The organism is Micromonospora sp. NPDC049529 (genome assembly GCF_055586685.1).
The window spans coordinates 248,710-268,165 of record NZ_JBVJHT010000006.1 but is presented as its reverse complement, the minus strand read 5'-3'; the positions used below and the strand labels follow the sequence as shown (position 1 = coordinate 268,165).

Below are 19,456 nucleotides of genomic sequence, written 5' to 3'. Positions count from 1 at the left end.
GGATGGGACATTTGGGGCACGGGCGGCGGCGGGACGGTGCCGCGACGGCCGGGTCGGTCGTCGCGGACGCACCGCCGCGCGGGATCGGCGTCAGCGGCGGGTGCCGCCGACGGGCAGATTGTCGAACCGAGGCCGGTCGCCGTCGCGGACCCGTTGCCAGGCCCGCCGGTAGAGCTCGGCGACCGGTTCGAACGGCACGGTCACGCCGAGCCCGGCCGTACCGTCGGGGGCGAGATCGAACAGGGGCACCTTCCAGCCCTCGATCGGCGCCTGCCCGCTGCGGCGCTCCAGCCACGGACCGGGCAGGAACAGCGACCGGCCGGCCCGGGCCCGGCTGGCCGCGACGACCAGGTCGGTGCCGGACAGCTCGGCGCAAGCCGCCTTCAGCCGAGCCGGCTTCCAACCGGTCCACCTCGCCGTGTTGCGGTCGGTCGGGTCCGGCATGGCCAGCAGCATCAGGTACACCGCCGCCGCGTCGGAGCCCAGGTGGTGTTCCCCGGCCACCTCGGCGACCAGGTCGGGCACGGACCGGGTCGGATCCTGCGGCCACCACGTCCCGGCCTGCGCCGCCGCGCCGCCGTCCGGCTCGCCCGGATCGTCGAGCAGCGCCGCGAACCGCGAATCGCGGACCAGGCGCAGCGCAACCTCCATCGGGTACGGCTTGGCCGCGTCGCCCCGCAGCGCGGGCAGGTACGGGTCCGTCCCGTCGGCGTCGAGCAGATCCGGCCGCAGCGCCGGGGACGGCTGGCTGTCGTAGGTGGCCAGCACGACGGCGCCGTACCGTTCCCAGCCGGGGCCGGTCTCCGACGGGGTCCCCGCGAGCTGGCTGAACTCGGGCAGGGAAATGTACTGGTCGAGGTCGAGCAGCAGGTCGCGGTTTGCCAGCCGGTTCCGGATCGCGGCCAGCGCGGCCGGCAACGCGGCCCGGCACGGGTCGCCGGCCGGCGTGTGGTGGGCCACCCAGGCGGCCAGGGTGACCGAGGAGCGCAGCACCTCACCGGTGAAGCCCACTGCCCGGCCGTCGACCTGCTTGGCCCGGTCGCCGTCGATGTGGAAGACCAGGTCGGTGCTCAGCTCGACCGAGTGGGCCGGGTCGAGCAGCGCCGGCAACGCCTTCGCGGGACCCCAGTCGCAACGGACCGTGCGAACCGCCTCGGCGAGCAGTTGCTCGGGCACCACCACCCGGCGTCCCAGGGCGGCGGTCCAGGTCGCCGCGGCGGTGGCGACGTCCGGACCGTCGGTCCACAACCGGGTCGGGTCTTCCGGCAGCAGCGCCGAGACCACGGCCCGCCGGAGCTCCGGACCGGCCTCGTTCAGCATGCCGAAGGCCAGCTTGACCTCGCCGACCTGCTTGATCCCGAGCGCCTTGCGCAGCTCGACCGGCACGGCGTGCGCCGAGTCCAGGTACGGCATGCCGGCCAGCACCAGCTTGGCGGCGGTCGGGGTGACGCCGGTCAGCTCGGCGAACGACTCGGCCGCCTCCGGCCGCCAGGGTAGCGGCCCCCGCGCGGCCCACTCGGCGAGGAAACCGGCCAGCCAGCCGGCCGGCCGACCGCCGCCGAGCGACGCCGAGGACACCACCGTGTACGGCTCGGGCACGGCGAAGACACCGGCCGGATCGTGGTACAGCGCGCCGAGGGCATAGCCGGTGGGTGTTCCGCTGGAGTTGAGCACGGCGATGAACGCCCCGCCGGACACCGGCAGGATCCCCGGCCCGGGGTACCGGCGCGTCCCGTCGGGCTTGGTCACATCGCCGTCGAGCAGGTGCAGCGTGAACCGGCGCCACCGAGGCGGTTCGGCCGCCCCGCCCAGGTCGAGCCGGTCGATCTCGGTGAGCAGGGCACGCAGCGTCTCCCGGTGTTCGTCCGGGGTGACCGCCGCGACGGCCCGGTGGGCGACGGCCGCGACATTGTCGAGCAGGGGTGACCAGTCCAGGGCCTTCGGCAGCGACGGTCCGTCGAGGTGCAGCCGTACGGCGGGTTCGCCCTCGGTGGTAGCGGCCCGCCGGGTGGCGAGCGCCTGGAACTGGGTGAAGACGTGGGTCGAGCTGCTCGCCCCGTAGGTCGAGCCACGCAGTCCGTCGAGCGCCGTCGCGAGCTGTTCGTCGGTGGGTCCGGTCGCGGTGGCCACCGGCGGCGGCGCCGCCGGAGCGGCCAGCGACGTGGTGAGCCGCTCCAGCACCGCGTCCAGGTCGGTGCGCACCAGGGCGGCGAACCGCAGCACTCCGACCACCCCGGCCAGCACCGCGTCGTGGCTGACCGCCGGCACCGTCGAGCGGACCAGCTCGACCAGCGCGTCCCGGTCGTCCCCATCGGCGGTGGCCGGTCCGGGACCGCCGGCCGCCGCGCCGACCAGGGATGCCGCGACGGCGGTCGGACGGCCGATGGTGGCGCGCGGGGCTCCGGTCGGTCCGGGGCGGGTCGCCGATCGGGCCGCGGCCCGCGCGGCCGCCTCCGCCAGGGCGGCCCGGCGTTCGTCGAGGGCGACCTTGAACAGCGCGGCGGCGGTCTCCCGGTCCATCCGGCGCAGGGTGGCGGAGCCGGCCGGGTCCCGGGGCAGCATGTTGCCGAGGAACGTCTGTCCCGGCAGCCGAACCGCGTCGGAGGTGTAGGCCCGGCTCGATGGCGGCCCGGCCACGGCCGACACCACCCCGTCCGGATCGACCAGGACGAAACCCTTCAGTACGGCCCGAGGCCGGTCGTCGCCGGGCAGCACCAGTGCCGCGACCGGCTCCTGTCCCGCTGCCACGGTGACGGTACGACCGGCCAGGTCCTCGCCGCGTACCGAGCCGTCCGGCAGGGTGACCACCCGCCAGCCGAGCAGACCGTTCACCGGTACGGCAGCCGGGGTGGCCCGGTCGGACAGGGCCGGCCGCAGCCAGCTGTCCGACTTCCGGAGGTCGCCCCCGTCGACCGGGAGGTCGGCCAGGAACCGGGGCAGGCTGCGCCGGCCGTGGGTGTTGCTGCCCGGGTCGTACTCGCGCCAGCCGTGGCCGCCGTCGTCCGAGCTGCGGTCGCGGACCCAGTAGGAGGTGCCGTCGGTGATGACCGGCCGCTGCGCCGGGACCACGGTGTCACCGACGTGCAGCACGCCTGCGCCGGTGGTCCGCCCGCCACCGGGCAGCGGCAGGGTGACCACGTGCGACTGCCGCCCGCCGCCCTGGACCGGCTGTGGCTCGTCGGGCGAGGAGTGCCAGTAGCCGCGCGGGTCGTAGCCGTGTGACTGGGAGGTCCAGTAGACCAGGAGCTGGCCGTCGACGTAGTGGTAGTCGGGCGTGCCATACATGTCGTCGGCCGGGATGCGCAGGTCGTGGCGGAGCACGATGCCCTCCGCGCCGAGCACGCGTACGGTGGTCGGCCCGGCCAGGATCACGTACGGCCAGGCTTCGTGCCGGGTCACCTCGACCCGGTGGTCGCCGCCGGTCACCTCCTGCCAGGCCAGCTCCCACTCCGGCCAGCCCAACTCTTCGACGATCCCGCCGCGCAGGCTGCGGGCCACGTGCTCGGCGAGGTCGACGCCGAGGGCCTGCCCGAGGTCGTCGCCCTTACCTGGTTCACCGGACAGGCCGAGCTCCCCGGAGACCAGGCGCACCGCCTCGACCGGAAGCTTGCCCAGCCACTCCACCGACTCCCGCAGGTACGGCAGCCCGGTGGTGAACCGGTCGCGGATCCGGGTCCGCAGCCAGTCGGTCAGCAACGGCCGGAGACCCGGCGTCCTGGCCACCCGGCGCTGGGGGTCCTGCTGGCCGTCGAGCCGGTCGAGGCCCCGGCGCAGCGCGCCGACGAACCGGTCGTCGCCGGCCACGGCCAACAGATCCCGCCCACCGTCGGTGCTGACCCAGTGCGCCAGGTCCAGCCGGTCGTCCTTCGGTGCGGCCACCGGCACGTCGAGGACGAGCAGCAGGTCGCACAGGTCCAGGTCGCCGTCGGCGACGAGGGACTCCCCGCTGTCGGCCAGTTCGGCGCGCAGTCGGTCGGCCATCCGCTCGACCAGTGGGTACAGCTCCGGCATCCGGCGGCGGTGGTGGCCGGAGCCGGCCCGGCCCACGAAGCGGCGCAGCCAGCCGACGGAGCCGTCCTGCGGCCGGGCCGTTGCCGGCACGTCCGGGTCGGACAGTCCGGCGAGCGCACCGGTGTCGGTCAACAGCTCCAGCCAGGTGACCAGGTCGTCCCGGTCGGCGGGCATCAGGTCGAGCAGGCTGCCCCGGATCGCGGGGTCGCGCAGAGCCAGCGCCTTCACCGCCGGCAGGTGTGCCTTCCACCAGCCGGCCGGGGCCTCGGCGGCCACCGGCAACCGGAGCAGTGCGGTCAGGTAGGCCGCCTCACGATCGGCGACGGCACCGGCCTTGCCGGCGGCCCGGACCAGCCGCTTCACCGCGTTGGCCGACTGCACGGACGGAACCACGCCGGCAGCGGCGGCCCGCAGCGCCAGCCGGCAGAACCGGTCCAGCGCCTCGTCGGCCGGCAACTGGGCGGAGAGTTCCTTCGCGTAGCCGGCCAGTCCGGTCGCGGACACCACCTTGGCCGACGCGAACTCCACGTAGACCTCGTCCAGCCGGTCCAGGTCGACCGGCAGGCCGTGCTGCGCCTCGGCCTTGCGTGCCTTGTTCAACAACTGTGTCGCGTAGGTGTCCTGCCCGGCGGCGAGAAACACCCGGGCCGCCTGCTCGAAGAAGGTCGGCAGGAAGTGCGGCAGGGTACGGGCGAACCGGTCGGCGACGGCCTGGTGCCCGTCCAGGGCGGCCTTCGGCCGCGACCGCGCCTGTTTGGCCAGCTTCTGCAACTCCGGCACCACTGCCAACGCGTGCCGGCCGTCGGCCGGGTGGTGGACCAGCACCCACTCCGGGAACGCCAGCGGGCGGCGCGGGCCCAGCCCGACGACGGCCGGATCGGCCGCCGTGGTCAGGCCAAGGAACCCGACGGCGATGTCCTCGCCCTCCCCGAGTACGGCGTCGACCACGCGGACCACCAGCCGGTCACCGAGGGCCGGATGCCGGTAGGCGCGGGCGGTGAGCGGCACCGCCCGGTCGCCGGCCCTGGCGGTGTCGGCCGGCAGTACCGCGCCGGCGGCCAGCATGCTCTCGGCGGTTTGCTCGCCCGACATGGTCGTCATCCCGGTCACGCCTTCTTCTCCGTTTGGGTTACGGCGCCGGACAGGGCCGTCGCCATCCGCATTCCTTCCGACCACCCGATCGGCCCAACCTCGGTCAACGGCAGCGTCGGTCCGTCAACCACCGACCAGGACAGGGAGCCCAGGGTCGCCTCGGAGTCCCAGTAGTCCTCTTCGAACCAGATGGCGGCCTCGACCGTGCGGCCGTTCTCCCAGACCCGGCAGGTGACCTGCGAGCCGGAGACCCGGAAGCCGAGCGTCGCGGCCCGGGCGGCCAGCCGGTTGGGGACCTTGGTGCCGCGGAAGTCGGTGATCGTGGTGTCGCGGTCCTTCAGACCGGCGGGTTTGCTCCACGTGCTGCGGTGCAGCTGCTCGATCCGCTGGGTGATGTCCAGTTCGTCGGCGAACTCGCGCAGGTCGGTCAGATCCGGCAGGCGGACCGGATGGGGCAGCGTGGCGCTGGCGGGCGAGAGCCGGACGGTCTCCCCGTCGAGGTTCACCACACGCAGGTCACCGGTGTCGGTGACGTCCCGCAGGAAGCCCGGCTCGGCCGGGTCGTCGCCGATCACCACGAGGTCGCGCAGGGCGCCCTGCCAGCCCGGGTCCGGCCAGACCCGTGCCAGCAGCCCGGTCGGCACCGGCAGCGAGGACACCACCCAGGCGTCGATCCGGGCCAGGCATTCGGCGGTGTGCCGGTCCAGCCACTGGGCGAGCTGGCGTAACCGGTCCACCTCGGGGTCGTCGCGCAACGCCTTCGGCAGGGTTTTCAGTGGACGGCCGGTGGCCCTCGGGCCGGTGGACCGGGCCGCCACCCTTCCGTCCACAAGGGAGATCTCGTACGAGTCTCCCACCGATAGCCAGCCCATGAGGAATACCCTCCGTAGTGGAGAATCAGTCAGATTTACTCAGAAATCGCCCACGACCGACGATGTAGAGGACGCTAACAGTAGTGACCGACACGACAGGATTCCGCCGACAGTCGGCGGTTGACGCAGCGGGTCCACTCCGGCGCGACGAGAGGGCCCGGAGCTGCGGGAGTCGGCAGGTCCGGCTGGTGCGGCGGCACTCCGGACGGCCGAGCGGTGGCGCGGCGAGCGAAAGGTACGTGACCTAGGTCACTAAATGCCTGGGTCCGGTGGGAGTTCGCGGACGACCGCGACCGGGGACGCGGCGTGGTGCAGCAGCTGTTGGCTCACCGATCCGAGCAGCAGCCCCCGGAACCCGCCGCGACCCCGGCTGCCGACCACCACCAGTTGGGCCTGCCGGCTCGCCCCGACCAGCACGGCGGTCGGATGGCCGGGCACCACCTGCGCCGAAATCGGCAGGTCCGGGTACCGGTCCCGCCAGCCGGCCAGATCCTCGTCCAGTGCGGCCAGCTCGGTCCGGCTGAGGTCGGACGGACCCGAATCGGCCGGGCGCCACGGCGTCCTCGGCTCCGCCCGGACCCGGACCGCGTGCAGCGCGACGTCCCGGCGCGACGCCCGCTCCACCGCCCAGGCCAGCGCGACCCGGGCGTACGGCGAGCCGTCCACCCCGACCACGATCCGCGTCCGGTCGCCACCGCCACCAGCACCGGTACCGCCACCAGCACCAGCACTGCCACCGCCGGCATCGGCCTCGGGAGGACCGTTGGTCAGGGGACGGACCACCACCACCGGGCAGTGGGCGTGGGTGCTGACCGAGATGCTGGTCGAGCCGGCGAGCAGGCCGCTGAACCCGCCGTGCCCACGGCTGCCCAGCACCACCAGCGCCGCGTCGGCGGACCGCTGCCGCAGCCCGATCGCGGCCGGGCTGTCCAGCACCTCACCGCGTACGTCCAGGCCCGGATGCGAGTCGGTGGCCTCGTCGACCGCGGCGGCGACCATGTCTCCGACCGCCTGTCGGGTGACCTCGTCCGGCCAGGTGCCCGGTCCGGGGCCGGGCCCGATCCAACTGCCGGCGGTCATCCACTCGAAGGCGTACGCCAACCGGACCGACGCCCCGGAGCGGGTCGCCTCGTCCAGTGCCCAGGCGAGCGCGAGCCGGGCCGGCTCGGAGCCGTCGTAGCCGACCAGGATCGGCCTGTCGCCCATCGTCTCCTCCGCTGAAGTTCGGCCTCCGCTGAAGTTCGGCCTCCGCTGAAGTTCGGCCTCCGCTGAAGTTCGGCCTCCGCTGAAGTTCGGCCTCCGCTTAAGTCCGGCCTCCGGTGAGCTTCGGCCTTCGGTCCGGTTGGGCCTCGGGTCCGGTTCGGCCAAGGCCGGCGGGAATCAGCCCCGGTCGCCCACCCAGCGCCACTGCGCGACGCGGGGTGCGTCCTCGCCGTACCGGCGGGTGTACTCGCGGCACTCCTGCCGGGCGTCGATCATGGACTGGCGCAGGTGGGCGGCGCGGGCGGCCAGGCCGGGCACCCGGTCGACCACGTCGACGACCAGGTGGAACCGGTCGAGCTGGTTGAGCATCACCATGTCGAACGGCGTGGTGGTGGTCCCCTCCTCCTGATAGCCGCGTACGTGCAGGTTGTCGTGGTTGGCCCGGCGGTACGTCAACCGGTGGATCAGTGCCGGATACCCGTGGTACGCGAAGATCACCGGCCGGTCCCGAGTGAAGATCGTGTCGAACTGCGCGTCGGGCAGCCCGTGCGGATGGGCGACCTCGGACTGAAGGCGCATCAGGTCGACCACGTTCACCACCCGTACCCGCAGGTCGGGCAGGTGCCGCCGGAGCAGGTCGGCGGCGGCCAGCGTCTCCAGGGTCGGTACGTCACCGGCGCAGGCCAGCACCACGTCCGGCTCGGCGCCGTCGTCGGTGCTCGCCCAGCCCCAGATCCCGAGCCCGCGTCGGCAGTGCAGCACCGCCTCGTCCATCGCCAGCCAGTTCGGACCGGGCTGTTTGCCGGCGACCACCACGTTGATGTAGTGGCGGCTGCGCAGGCAGTGGTCCATCGTGCAGAGCAGGGTGTTCGCGTCCGGCGGCAGGTAGACCCGGACCACCTCGGCCTTCTTGTTCACCACGTGGTCGATGAAGCCCGGATCCTGGTGCGAGAAGCCGTTGTGGTCCTGCCGCCAGACGTGGCTCGACAGCAGGTAGTTGAGCGAGGCCAGGGGTTGCCGCCAGGCGATGTCGCGGGTCGTCTTGAGCCACTTGGCGTGCTGGTTGACCATCGAGTCGACGATGTGGATGAACGCCTCGTAGCTGGTGAAGACGCCGTGCCGGCCGGTCAGCAGGTAACCCTCCAGCCAGCCCTGGCAGAGGTGTTCGGAGAGCACCTCCATCACCCGGCCGTCGGGGGAGAGGTGGTCGTCGCCGGGCTGCCGGGCGGCGACGAAGACCCGGTCGGTCACCTCGAAGACCGCGTCCAGCTTGTTGGAGGCCACCTCGTCCGGGCCGAAGAGCCGGAACCGGTCCGGGTTGGCCACGATCACGTCGCGCAGCCAGCGGCCGGTCGGGGTGGTCGCCCCGGCGACGGTGGCGCCGGGCTCCGGCACCGCGACGCCGTACTCGCGGTAGTCGGGCAGCACCAGGTCGCGCAACACCTGGCCGCCATTGGTACGCGGGTTCGCGCTCATCCGCAGGTCGCCGTCGGGCACCAGCTCGCACACCTCGGGTACGGGTGACCCGGTGGCGTCGAACAGCTCCTCGGGGCGGTAGCCGCGCAGCCAGCGTTCCAACTGGGCCAGGTGCTCCGGGTTGTCCCGTACCCCGGCGAGCGGGACCTGGTGGGCGCGGAAGGTCCCCTCGACCCGGCGGCCGTCGACCTCGCGCGGCCCGGTCCACCCCTTCGGCGTACGGAGCACGATCATCGGCCAGCGGGGGCGGTCGACCATGCCGGTGCTCCTGGCCCGGCGCTGGATCGCGGCGATCTCGTCGAGGGCCCGGTCCAGGGTGGCGGCGAGTTCCCGGTGCACCCGGTCCGGTTCGTCACCGGCGACCACGTACGGCCGGTAGCCGTAACCGTGCAGCACGGAGAGGAGGTCCTGCTGTGGGATCCGGTCGAAGATCGACGGGTTGCCGATCTTGTAGCCGTTGAGGTGCAGGATCGGCAGTACGGCCCCGTCCCGGGCCGGGTTCAGGAAGACGTTCGACAGCCAGCTGCCGGCCAGCGGCCCGGTCTCCGCCTCGCCGTCGCCGACGACGCACGCCACTATCAGGTCCGGGTTGTCGAACGCGGCGCCGTAGCCGTGCATCAGCGAGTAGCCGAGCTCGCCGCCCTCGTGGATCGAGCCCGGCACCTCGGCGGCGACGTGGCTGGGAATGCCGCCGGGGAACGAAAACTGCCGGAACAGCCGTTCCATCCCGGCCTCGTCCCGGCCCACCGACGGGTAACGCTCGCTGTAGCTTCCCTCCAGCCAGGTGTTGGCCACGATCGCCGGGCCCCCGTGTCCGGGTCCGGTCACGTAGATCATCTGGAGTCGGCGGCGGACGATGGTCCGGTTCAGGTGTGCGTAGATCAGGTTCAGGCCGGGGCTGGTGCCCCAGTGGCCGAGCAGCCGGGGTTTGATCTGGTCCGGGGTCAGCGGCTCGCGCAGCAGCGGGTTTGCCATCAGGTAGATCTGGCCCACGGTCAGGTAGTTCGCCGCCCGCCAGTACGCGTTCAGCCGACGCAGCTCCTCGTCGGTGAGCGTGGCGTGCGGGTCCAGGGCGGTGTCCATCGACCTGAGCCTGCCCGGTGACGGGTGCGCCCGCAGGCGGATCGCCGGATTGTCCCCCCGAGCGGGGACGTTCCGGCCCGCGCCCTGCGCGGCGGTACGCCCGTCAGGCCTGGACGTACAGCCCGTGCGGGGTCCGGACGATGACCACCGGGGCGGGGGAGTGGTAGAGCAGGGTCTGGCTGAGCGCGCCGAGCATGCTGCGCGAGGGCTGCTCCCCGCGCATGCTGACCACCACGATCTCGGCCGTGCGCGACTGGTCGATCAGGATCTGCTTCGAGTCGCCGCTGCGGACCCGGGGGACGACCCGTACGTCCGGGTACTTGCGCCGCCACGGCACCAACGCGGCGTCGAGTTCCTCGGCCACCGAGGCGTCCGGCTCCTCCGACGGGTCGTCGGCCTCCCAGATCCGCAGTGCGACGAGTTCGGTCTCGCGCCAGGACGCGGCGTCGAAGGCGAAGCCGAGGGCGGTTTCCGTACCGATTCCGCAGTCGATGCCGACCAGCACCGGACCCGGCGGCGGGGAGTTCTCGCGTACGACCAGCACGCTGCACCCGGCGCGGGCGGCGACCTGCACCGACAGGGCCTCGATCGGTACGGCGGTCTGGCCGGAGAGCCCACCGTCGCCGAGCACCAGCATCGCGGCGCTGCCCGACTCGCGCAGCAGGGTGGTGAGCGCCGGTCCCTCGATCAGCGCGCAGGACAGTCGTAGTTCCGGTTCGGCCTCGGTGGCGGTGCCGGCCGCCTCGTCGAGGAGTCGGTCGGCGGGTGCCCGCAGCTCTCCGCCCAGCGGCGTCGCCGGGTCGGCGACCCAGTTGAAGGCGTGCACTATCCGTAACGTACGGCGGTGTGCCGCCGCCTCGTGGGCGGCCAGCCGGACGGCGGTCATGCTCTGTGCCGAGTTGTCCACCCCGACCACGACCGGTGCGTTGGGGGGCAGGCTCATCGTCGTCACCTCCGGGCCCGCTGCCGGCACTCCGGCGCGGGGCTGGCACATTGCGCTCGTCTCCGGTACTGACAGTAGTGGCGGGTCCGGTTCGGCGGACCGGGTTCGGCGGGGTGCGTGGACCGTCGCCGGGTGATCCACGCCCTCGGCGCGGCGGCCGGAACGTACGCCGGGCGGGCCGGCTCCGGTGCGGCCGGGACGGGCGCGACCCGGCTCCGGTGTGACGGATGCCGGCCCGCTGTCTGCAAGGTATGACATAGAGGATATGTATCTGCATCAATCGATTGGGATTAGCGTGAGGCGCACTGACGGCGCTGCCGCACTGGACCGGGATCCGGCCGGAGCGCACGCGGCGTTCCTCAACCCCAATCGAAGGGACCCGTCAATGCAGCACAGATCCTCGTCTGTCGCAGCGGCCATCCTGCTCGCGGCCGGCATGCTGGCCACGCTCCCGCAGGCGGCCTCGGCCAAGCCCACCAACGAGACGGCCCCCGCCGTCTCCGTGGAGATCCTCAACGCGATGCAGCGCGACCTCGGCCTCACCGCCGGCCAGGTGCAGGCGCGGCTCGCCGCTGACGAACGGGCCGCCAAGGCCGAGGAGTCGCTGCGCGGCGCCCTCGGCAACCGCTTCGCTGGCGCCTGGCTCGCCGACGGCAGCCAGGTCGTCGTCGCGGTCACCGACGCCGCGTCCGCCGAGCGGGTACGCGCCGCCGGTGCACAGCCGAAGGTCGTCGCCCGCAGCGAGGCGTCCCTCACCGCGATCAAGGACACCCTCGACGCCAAGGGGTCCGCCGCACCGAAGTCGGTGACCGGCTGGTACGTCGACGTCACCAGCAACACCGTGGTCGTCCAGACCACCGCCGGCAACACGGCCGCCGCCGAGTCCTTCGCCGCCACCACCGGCGCACCGGCCGGCGCGGTCCGGGTCGTCGTCTCGGCCGAGGTCCCGCAGACCTACTACGACGTACGCGGCGGCGACGCCTACTACATCGGCAGCGGGCGCTGCTCGATCGGCTTCTCGGTGGCCGGCGGCTTCGTCACCGCCGGGCACTGCGGCAGCGCCGGGCAGGCCGTCTCCGGCTCCAACCGGGTCGCCATGGGCACCATCGCCGCCTCGTCCTTCCCGGGCAACGACTACGGCTGGGTACGCACCAACTCCAACTGGGTCCCGCGCGGTGTGGTGAACCGGTACAGCGGCAGCACCACGGTGGCCGTAGGCGGCTCGACCGAGTCCGCCGTCGGCGCCTCCATCTGCCGCTCCGGCTCGACCACCGGGTGGCGCTGCGGCACCGTCCAGGCCAAGAACCAGACCGTGCGCTACTCGCAGGGTTCGGTCGGCGGGCTGACCCGTACCAACGCCTGCGCCGAGCCGGGTGACTCGGGCGGCTCGTGGCTCAGCGGCAACCAGGCCCAGGGCGTCACCTCCGGCGGCTCGGGCAACTGCTCCTCCGGCGGCACGACCTACTTCCAGCCGGTCCGGGAGATCCTCTCCGCGTACGGGCTCAGCCTGGTCCTCGGCTAACGCCCGCGGGCAGGACCACGAACGGGCCGGCGTACCCACGCCGGCCCGTTCGGCAACGTCGTATCGATGCGGGGTACGTCACGGCTCGCCGGGTCGCCCGCTCCGGCGACGTCATGCACACTGACGCGCGTGAGCCAGCGAAGCGATACCAGCAGTGACGGCGGCGTACGCTCCGCGGTCGTGGTGAACCCCACCAAGGTCGACGTCGGGCAGTTGCGCACCACGGTCACCCGCGCCCTCGCCGACGCCGGCTGGCCCGAACCGCTCTGGTACGAGACCACCGTCGACGACCCCGGCCGGGGACAGACCCAGCAGGCGATCGACGCCGGAGTCGAGGTCGTCTTCGTCTGCGGCGGCGACGGCACCATCCTGTCCTGCGTGAACGCGCTGGTCGGCACCGACGTCGCGATGGCGGTGCTGCCGGTGGGCACCGGCAACCTGCTCGCCGCCAACCTCGGGCTCTCCGGCGACGTGGCCGGCGGGATCGAGATCGCGATCGAACGGGGGCGCCGGCTGCTCGACGTCGGCGTCGTCGGCGACCAGGTCTTCACCGTGATGGCCGGAATGGGCTTCGACGCCCAGATGCTCGCCGCCACCTCCGAGACCACCAAGGCCCGGATCGGCTGGCCGGCGTACCTGGTCGGGGCCGTACGACACCTGCGCGACCGGCCGATGCGGGTCGTCATCCGGGTCGACGACGACCCGCCGCGCCGCCGCCGGGCCCGGACCGTCCTGGTCGCCAACGTCGGGCGGCTCCAGGGCGGGGTACGCCTGCTCGCCGACGCCGAACCCGACGACGGTTACCTCGACGTCGCCATCCTCACCCCGCGCACGATCCGGCACTGGGCCGTACTGGCCTGGGCGGTGATGGCCAAGCGCGAGCGGGTGCCCCGGATGGAGGTCTTCCGCTGCCGCCGGGTGCAGATCACCAGCAACCGCCGGCAGCCACGGCAGCTCGACGGGGACCTGATCACACCCGAGAAGGCACTGCGGGCGCACATCCGGCCGCAGGCGCTGTGGCTGTGCGTACCGCGCCCGGCCGACGCGCCGGACCTGTCCGTGGACGCCGTGACGGTGAGTCAGCGGGGGGAGCGCCGGATCGAGCGGGTACGCGGTGAGTAGCACCCGTATCGTCCCCGAAACCCGGTTGATGGCCGACGACCAGCTCTCGGCCGACGACGCCTGGCACACCCTGCGCCGGTACGGCGGCTGGCACCTGCTGCGCGACGCGTTCATCCGGTTCCGGTACGGCGACGGCTTCAGCCACTCCCGGGCCACCGCCCTGCAACTCTGCCTGGCGGTGGTCCCGTTCCTGATCGCGCTCACCGGTCTGATCAGCGACCTCGGGGTGGAGGACGGCGGACGGGTGGTCGCCGACACGGTGGTCGCGTTGACCCCCGGCCAGAGCGACGCCATGGTCGAGGAGCTGCTGGTCGACACCGAACGCACCGAGGAGGCCGGTGAACTCGCCCTGCTCCTCGGTCTGGTCACCGGCCTGGTGGCACTGACCAGCACGATGGCGCAGGTCGAGCGAGGTGCGAACCGGATCTACGGGGTGGAGCGGGACCGCCCCGCGCTGCGCAAGTACGCCCGCGCGGTGGTGCTGGCGGTCGGTGCCGGCGTGCCGGCCCTGTCCGGGTTCCTCATCCTGGTCGGCGGCGGACCGCTCGGCGACTCGGTGCAGCGCTACTACGCCTGGGGCGGGGTCGCGCACACGATCTGGAACGTGCTCCGCTGGCCGTTGAGCCTCGGCCTGACCGTGCTCGCGGTGGCGGTGCTGTTCCGGTACGCCCCGCGCCGCCGCCAACCGAGCGTGTCCTGGTTGCTGTTCGGGGCGGCGCTCGCCACCGCGCTGTGGTGGCTGGCGAGCGTGCTGCTGGCCGCGTACATCCGGCTCAGTGAGGGCTTCGGGGAGACGTACGGCGCGCTCGCCGGCATGATGGCGCTGCTGCTCTGGGCCAACCTCACCGGGATCGCGCTCCTCGGCGGGCTGGCCTTCAGCGCCCAACTGGAGGCGCTGCGGATCGGGGTGCCGGAGCCGGCCGAGCCGGACCGCTGGCGGCCCCGGTCGGACGCGACCGTGCCGGTCGCCCGTACCCCCGACCACGACGCGGCCCCCGACCACGACGCCGTGTCCGAGCAGGACACCGCCCCCGATCGCGACACCGCCCCCGATCGCGACGCGGCTACCGACCGGGCCGAACGGGCGCCGCGCTCGCCCTGACCCGGTGTCCCACCCGCGCCGGGTGTACGGCGAGTCCTGATCGGGTACCGGCACGCCAGGCATCGAGGAGGTGCGGGTGTGAGCGCGGTCAAGGACATACTGCGGCGGCCGGGCGGCCAGTTCACCGAACGGAGCCTGGCCGGTCTCGTCTTCATCATCGGCACCGGGGCGGGATTCGCCCTGCTGCTGACCCTGGTACGGGTCGAGTGGGGACCGTTGCACCGGATCGACAGCGGGGTGGCGGCCTGGTTCAACCGGCTGGTCGCCGCCCACGACCCGCTGGTCACGGTGCTGCGGGCGATCACCGACCTGGGCGGCCGGCCGATCATGATCTGGCTGGTCACGGTTGCCGTGGTCGGGCTGCTGATCCGTCGCCAGGGCCGGTTGGCCGGCTACCTGCTGGTCACCGGTGCCGGTGCGCTGGCCCTGGACCCGTCACTGAAGGCACTGGTCGGGCGCCTGCGTCCGGTGGTCGACGTACCGGTCGCGGCGGGTGTGGGCAACAGCTTCCCCAGCGGGCACGCGCTCGGCTCGCTGGTCGCGTACGGGGCCCTGCTGCTGGTCTTCCTGCCGGCGATCCGGCCCCGGTGGCGGCGACCGGCGATCGCGTTCGTCGCCGTACTGGTCTTCGCGATCGGGCTGACCCGGATCGCGCTCGGCGTGCACTTCGTCTCCGACGTGCTCGGCGGCTGGCTGCTCGGGCTGGCCTGGCTGGTCGTCACCGGGTACGCCTTCCGCCTCTGGCGGCGCGAGCGGGGTCGCCGGGTGCCGGCGTTGACCGAGGGGCTGGAGCCGGAGGCCCGGCGGGACCTGGAGCCGGCGCCGGAAGAGGAACGGATGCTGCCGCACCCCTGGGCCGGCACCGCCGAACTGGTGACCGGTTGGGTGCTGGTCTTCGCCGCCCTGTACGGCTTCGGCATGCTGGTCAGCTACTACGCCGACGGCACCTTCGTGGCGACGCTCGACACCGAGGTGCCGCGCTGGTTCGAGGAGCACCGGACGGCCACCCTCGACCGGATCAGTTACGGCTGGAGCAAGGTCGGGGACACGCACGCGATCCTGCTCGTCTCGCTGGTCTTCTGTCCGTTGGTGCTCGCCGTCTGGCGCCGCTGGCGACCGGTGGTCTTCATCGTGCTGACCATGTTCGGCGAGCTGGCGCTCTTCCTCACCACCGCCCGAGCGGTCGACCGGCCCCGGCCGGCGGTCGAGAACCTGGACGGCCAGATGCCGACCGCGTCGTTCCCGTCCGGCCACATCGCCGCCACCATGTGCCTGTACGTGGCGATCGCGGTGCTGGTGATGCCGCGTACCGACCGCTGGTGGCGCTGGCTGACGGTGGTCGCCGCGGTGGTGATGCCGCTCGGGGTGGCGCTCTCCCGGATGTACCGGGGCATGCACCACCCGAGCGACTTCGCGGGTGCCATCCTGCTCACCGTGCTCTGGGTCGGCCTGCTCTACCTCGTCGTACGCCCCAACGCCGACCTCGAACAGGGCAACCGGCCGAGCGCCCCGGAACCCGACCTGCTGGCTAGAGTGGCGGCATGAGGATCGGCCCGGAGCAGACCGTCCCGTCCGCCGCCGCCAGCCCGGCCCCGCCCCCGGTGGTCCGGGTCCCGGCCGCTCGCGTCGCGGCCACGATCGGGCGCGCACCGATCGGCAGCGCACCGATCGGCAGCGCACCAAGTGGAAGCGCGCCGGCCGGCGGCACGCCGACCCCGCTGCTGCGCCGGTTGATCGGCTCGGTGCTGCGCCGGGTCCGACTGCGGCAGGGGCGGACGCTGCGCGACGTCGCCCGGACGGCGGGTGTCTCGGTGCCCTACCTGTCCGAGATCGAGCGGGGCCGCAAGGAACCCTCCTCCGAGGTGCTGGCCGCGATCTGCCGCGCGCTCGGACTGCACCTGACCGAACTGCTCGAACAGGTACGCGACGACCTGTCCCGGATCGAGCCCGCCCGTCCGGTCGTCCCGCCCCGCGCCGGAGCGCTGCCCACCGGGCCGGCGTCGTCGGTGCGCCGGGCACCGGAGATCACTTGCGCTGTGGGCAGATCTCCCGACAGCAGAAACCGTTCCCCGCGCACCCGCCCCGGCGGGAAGCTGCACGAGTCGGTTATCCGGGCGAACACCTCGCCCGCCGGCCGGGCAGGAGGCGGGATCTATGACCGGGCAGAGGGTATGGATGCGCGCCGAGGAGCAGGTCTCGTTCGGCGACCAGGTCTACGACCGGTTGCTCCAGGAACGGATCATCTTCCTCGGCACTGAGGTCGACGACGCGTCGGCGAACCGGATCAGCGCACAGATGCTGCTGCTCTCGGCCGCCGATCCGGCGCGGGACATCAAGCTCTACATCAACTCGCCGGGCGGCTCGATCAGCGCCGGCATGGCGGTCTACGACACGATGCAGTTCGTCCCGAACGACGTCGCCACGATCGCCATGGGGCTCGCCGGTTCGATGGCGCAGTTCCTGCTCTGTGCCGGCACCGCCGGCAAGCGCTACGCGCTGCCGCACGCACGGGTGCTGATGCACCAGCTCTCCGGCGGCGTCGGTGGCACCGCCGCCGACATCGCCATCCAGGCGGAGAACATGCTGCACGTCAAGCGGACCACGCACGAGCTGCTGGCCCGGCACACCGGACGTACGGTCGAGGAGATCACCGCCGACTCCGACCGGGACCGTTGGTTCACCGCCGAGCAGGCGAAGTCGTACGGCATGATCGACCATGTGATCGCCAGGGCCGGCCAGATCCCGGACCCGAGGCCGGCCTGACCGGACCGGTCGGTGGACCACCCGCTCGCCACCGGACACTACTGTCGAGCGGGTGACCAGCCCGGAGGCGGACGCGGCGGCCCGATCGGCGCCCCCGTTGGAACCGGACGTGCCCCGGTGGATCCAACTACCGGTACGGGTGCTCGCCGCGTTGGTGATCGTGCCACTGGGTCTGCTCTGGGAAGCCGCCCGGCTGACCGGCCGGTTCCTGTTCCGCTACCTGCTCCGTCCCGTGTGCCGGACCGTCGACCGGCTCCTCTGGCGCCCACTGGTCTGGGCGGCGCGTCATCTGGTCTGGCTGCCACTGGTCTGGGCGGCGCGTCACTTGGTCTGGCTGCCACTGGTCTGGGCGGCGCGTCACTTGGTCTGGCTGCCATTGGTCTGGGCGGCGCGTCATCTGGTCTGGCTGCCACTGGTCTGGGCGGCGCGTCACTTGGTCTGGCTGCCACTGGTCTGGGCGGCGCGACATCTGGTCTGGTGGCCGCTGGTCCGGGTGGCCCGTGGGCTGGACTGGCTGGCCCGTCACCTCGTCTGGCGGCCGCTGCGCTGGGCGGCCAGACACCTGGTCTGGCGGCCGCTGCGCTGGGCGGGGCGCTACCTGCTCTGGAACCCACTGGCCTGGGTCGTCCGTTACCTGGTCCTGGCGCTGCTGAGCTGGCTGCACGGGCTGCTCGCCCCTCCGGCGCGCGCGTTCGTACGGATGCTCGCGGTGGCCGCCGGCTGGCTGCTGGATCGACTCGTCGTCGTACTGCGCCTGCTCCAGTCGGCCGCGCTGTGGCTCGGCCGGCTGCTGGTGGACGGTGCCCGGTTCGGCTGGTGGCTGCTCGGGCTGACGGTACGGGCCGGGTACCGGTACCTGCTGCGTCCGATCGGGCTGGTGGCGCGTTGGTTGTGGCGGCACACGGTGGTCCCGCTCGGGCACGGCGTCCGCTGGGCGGTCGACCAACTCGTCCGCCTGTCGCGTCCGCTCGGACGGGCCGTGGTCCACCTCGGACGGCTGTTGTGGGCGGGGGCGCGGTTCGGCTGGTGGCTGTGCGCGCTCCTGGTGCGCTTCGTCCACCGCTTCCTGCTGCGTCCGATCGGGCGGGGAATGCGCTGGTTGTGGGGGCGCACCGTGGTCCCGGTCGGGCGCGCGGTCGGTCGGCTCTGGTCGGGTGGTGTGGTCCCGGCGGGTAGGTGGCTGCGCGACGACGTGGTCCGCCCGGTACGGGTGACCACCCGGCAGGTCCTCGCCGCGTTCGCCTTCCGTCGCCACGCCCGAGGACGCGACGGGGCAGAACATGACGCGGCAGGACGCGATGGGATCTGAAATGTCCGCCCTGGTCCGTAATCTCGTCTCCATGGACATCGACTGGAACCACGAACTGCTGGACCAGCTCGACTGGCACTGGCGAAACCAGCTCCGGCCCCGGCTCGACGGTCTCGGCGACGCCGAATACCTCTGGGAGCCGGTCGCCGGCTGCTGGAGTGTGCGGCCACGCGGCGAGAGCCGTACGGCGCGGGCGTTCGGCAGCGGCGACCATCTGCTCGACTTCGCCTACCCCGAGCCCAGCCCGGCGCCGGTCACCACCATCGCCTGGCGGCTGGGGCACGTGATCGCGGGCGTGCTCGGCGCCCGTACGGCGGCGCACTTCGGCGGCCCGCCGACGGACCACGACACGTTCGCGTACGCGGGGACGGCCGCCGAGGCGCTCGGCCAGCTCGACCGGGCGTACGACGGCTGGACCGAGGGCGTACGCGGGTTGGGCGAAGCCGGTCTGGCCCGGCCGTGCGGCCCGGCCGAGGGTCCGTTCGCCGAGTACCCGCTCGCCTCGCTCGTGCTGCACATCAACCGTGAGGTGCTGCACCACGGGGCGGAGATCGCGCTGCTACGGGACCTCTACCGCTCCCACCCCGACCCCGCGACCCCCTGACCCCCCCGCCGAGCCCACCCCCGCCCCGGCGACAGGACTCCTCGTTGATCTAGGGCAAATGGTGGCTTGTTGATCTCTATCAACCACCATTTGCCCTAGATCAACGGAAAGAAGGGTGGCGCGTGGGGGGAGGGCGAGACAGTGATGAGCTTGACTGTGTTGTGGTGCGGCGGGTAGTGTACCTGGCTTAACCGGTTAAGAATCCGGCTGACGCGACATCCTGTGGTGGGGATGATGGCGTGGGGGGGGGGGGGGGGGGGGGGGGGGGGGGAAAACCGCGAGGCGGACCGCCACGCCCCGGCGTGGGGCCCCTATTCGCCCTCTTCTCTGGTCCTTTTTCTCCTCCGCCCCAAA

General features: G+C 72.8%; 13 protein-coding genes. 8 read left to right on the top strand and 5 right to left on the bottom strand.

Annotated features, from left to right (window positions below; translation table 11 throughout):
- Positions 1-90: 90 nt before the first annotated feature.
- The 5 genes from ACZ6QQ_RS12680 to ACZ6QQ_RS12660 all read right to left on the bottom strand — a co-directional run bounded on the left by ACZ6QQ_RS12680 (position 91) and on the right by ACZ6QQ_RS12660 (position 10,680).
- The gene (locus tag ACZ6QQ_RS12680; RefSeq protein ID WP_465876111.1) at positions 91-5,103 is read right to left on the bottom strand and encodes a hypothetical protein; all 5,013 of its coding nucleotides are present in this window, start codon (positions 5,101-5,103) and stop codon (positions 91-93) included.
- 14 nt (positions 5,104-5,117) lie between these two features.
- Positions 5,118-5,975: a DUF4132 domain-containing protein gene (locus tag ACZ6QQ_RS12675; RefSeq protein WP_465876110.1), complete on the bottom strand. Its 858-nt coding sequence runs from the start codon at positions 5,973-5,975 to the stop codon at positions 5,118-5,120.
- Between the two features lie 252 nt (positions 5,976-6,227).
- On the bottom strand, positions 6,228-7,181 hold the full coding sequence (locus ACZ6QQ_RS12670) for a universal stress protein (RefSeq protein WP_465876109.1): 954 nt from the start codon (positions 7,179-7,181) through the stop codon (positions 6,228-6,230).
- A 174-nt stretch (positions 7,182-7,355) separates the two neighbouring features.
- Complete coding sequence (locus tag ACZ6QQ_RS12665; RefSeq protein ID WP_465876108.1) at positions 7,356-9,737, bottom strand: phosphoketolase family protein; 2,382 nt, start codon at positions 9,735-9,737, stop codon at positions 7,356-7,358.
- 103 nt (positions 9,738-9,840) lie between these two features.
- On the bottom strand, positions 9,841-10,680 hold the full coding sequence (locus ACZ6QQ_RS12660) for a universal stress protein (RefSeq protein WP_465876107.1): 840 nt from the start codon (positions 10,678-10,680) through the stop codon (positions 9,841-9,843).
- Between the two features lie 385 nt (positions 10,681-11,065).
- Between ACZ6QQ_RS12660 and ACZ6QQ_RS12655 the strand changes: the two genes are divergently transcribed.
- From ACZ6QQ_RS12655 to ACZ6QQ_RS12620, 8 genes are all read left to right on the top strand, one after another.
- The gene (locus ACZ6QQ_RS12655; RefSeq protein ID WP_465876106.1) at positions 11,066-12,202 is read left to right on the top strand and encodes a S1 family peptidase; all 1,137 of its coding nucleotides are present in this window, start codon (positions 11,066-11,068) and stop codon (positions 12,200-12,202) included.
- Positions 12,203-12,331: 129 nt separating this feature from the next.
- Positions 12,332-13,324, top strand: a complete 993-nt coding sequence (locus tag ACZ6QQ_RS12650) for a diacylglycerol/lipid kinase family protein (protein ID WP_465876105.1) — start codon at positions 12,332-12,334, stop codon at positions 13,322-13,324.
- Positions 13,317-14,426 (top strand): YihY/virulence factor BrkB family protein, encoded by a 1,110-nt coding sequence (locus ACZ6QQ_RS12645; RefSeq protein WP_465876104.1) that lies wholly within the window; start codon positions 13,317-13,319, stop codon positions 14,424-14,426. Before ACZ6QQ_RS12650 ends, ACZ6QQ_RS12645 begins: the two co-directional genes overlap by 8 nt.
- A gap of 78 nt (positions 14,427-14,504) precedes the next feature.
- Positions 14,505-15,971 (top strand): phosphatase PAP2 family protein, encoded by a 1,467-nt coding sequence (locus ACZ6QQ_RS12640; RefSeq protein ID WP_465876103.1) that lies wholly within the window; start codon positions 14,505-14,507, stop codon positions 15,969-15,971.
- Positions 15,968-16,684 carry a helix-turn-helix domain-containing protein gene (locus ACZ6QQ_RS12635; protein ID WP_465876102.1) on the top strand — a complete coding sequence of 239 codons (717 nt, stop codon included), beginning with the start codon at positions 15,968-15,970 and terminating at the stop codon, positions 16,682-16,684. Before ACZ6QQ_RS12640 ends, ACZ6QQ_RS12635 begins: the two co-directional genes overlap by 4 nt.
- Positions 16,602-17,189 carry an ATP-dependent Clp protease proteolytic subunit gene (locus ACZ6QQ_RS12630; protein ID WP_465876101.1) on the top strand — a complete coding sequence of 196 codons (588 nt, stop codon included), beginning with the start codon at positions 16,602-16,604 and terminating at the stop codon, positions 17,187-17,189. The genes ACZ6QQ_RS12635 and ACZ6QQ_RS12630 overlap by 83 nt, the downstream gene beginning before the upstream one ends.
- Before the next feature lie 52 nt (positions 17,190-17,241).
- Positions 17,242-18,498 carry a hypothetical protein gene (locus ACZ6QQ_RS12625; protein ID WP_465876100.1) on the top strand — a complete coding sequence of 419 codons (1,257 nt, stop codon included), beginning with the start codon at positions 17,242-17,244 and terminating at the stop codon, positions 18,496-18,498.
- 1 nt (position 18,499) lies between these two features.
- Positions 18,500-19,102, top strand: coding sequence for a DinB family protein (locus tag ACZ6QQ_RS12620; RefSeq protein WP_465876099.1), 603 nt, complete (start codon positions 18,500-18,502; stop codon positions 19,100-19,102).
- The last annotated feature ends 354 nt before the right edge of the window (positions 19,103-19,456 follow it).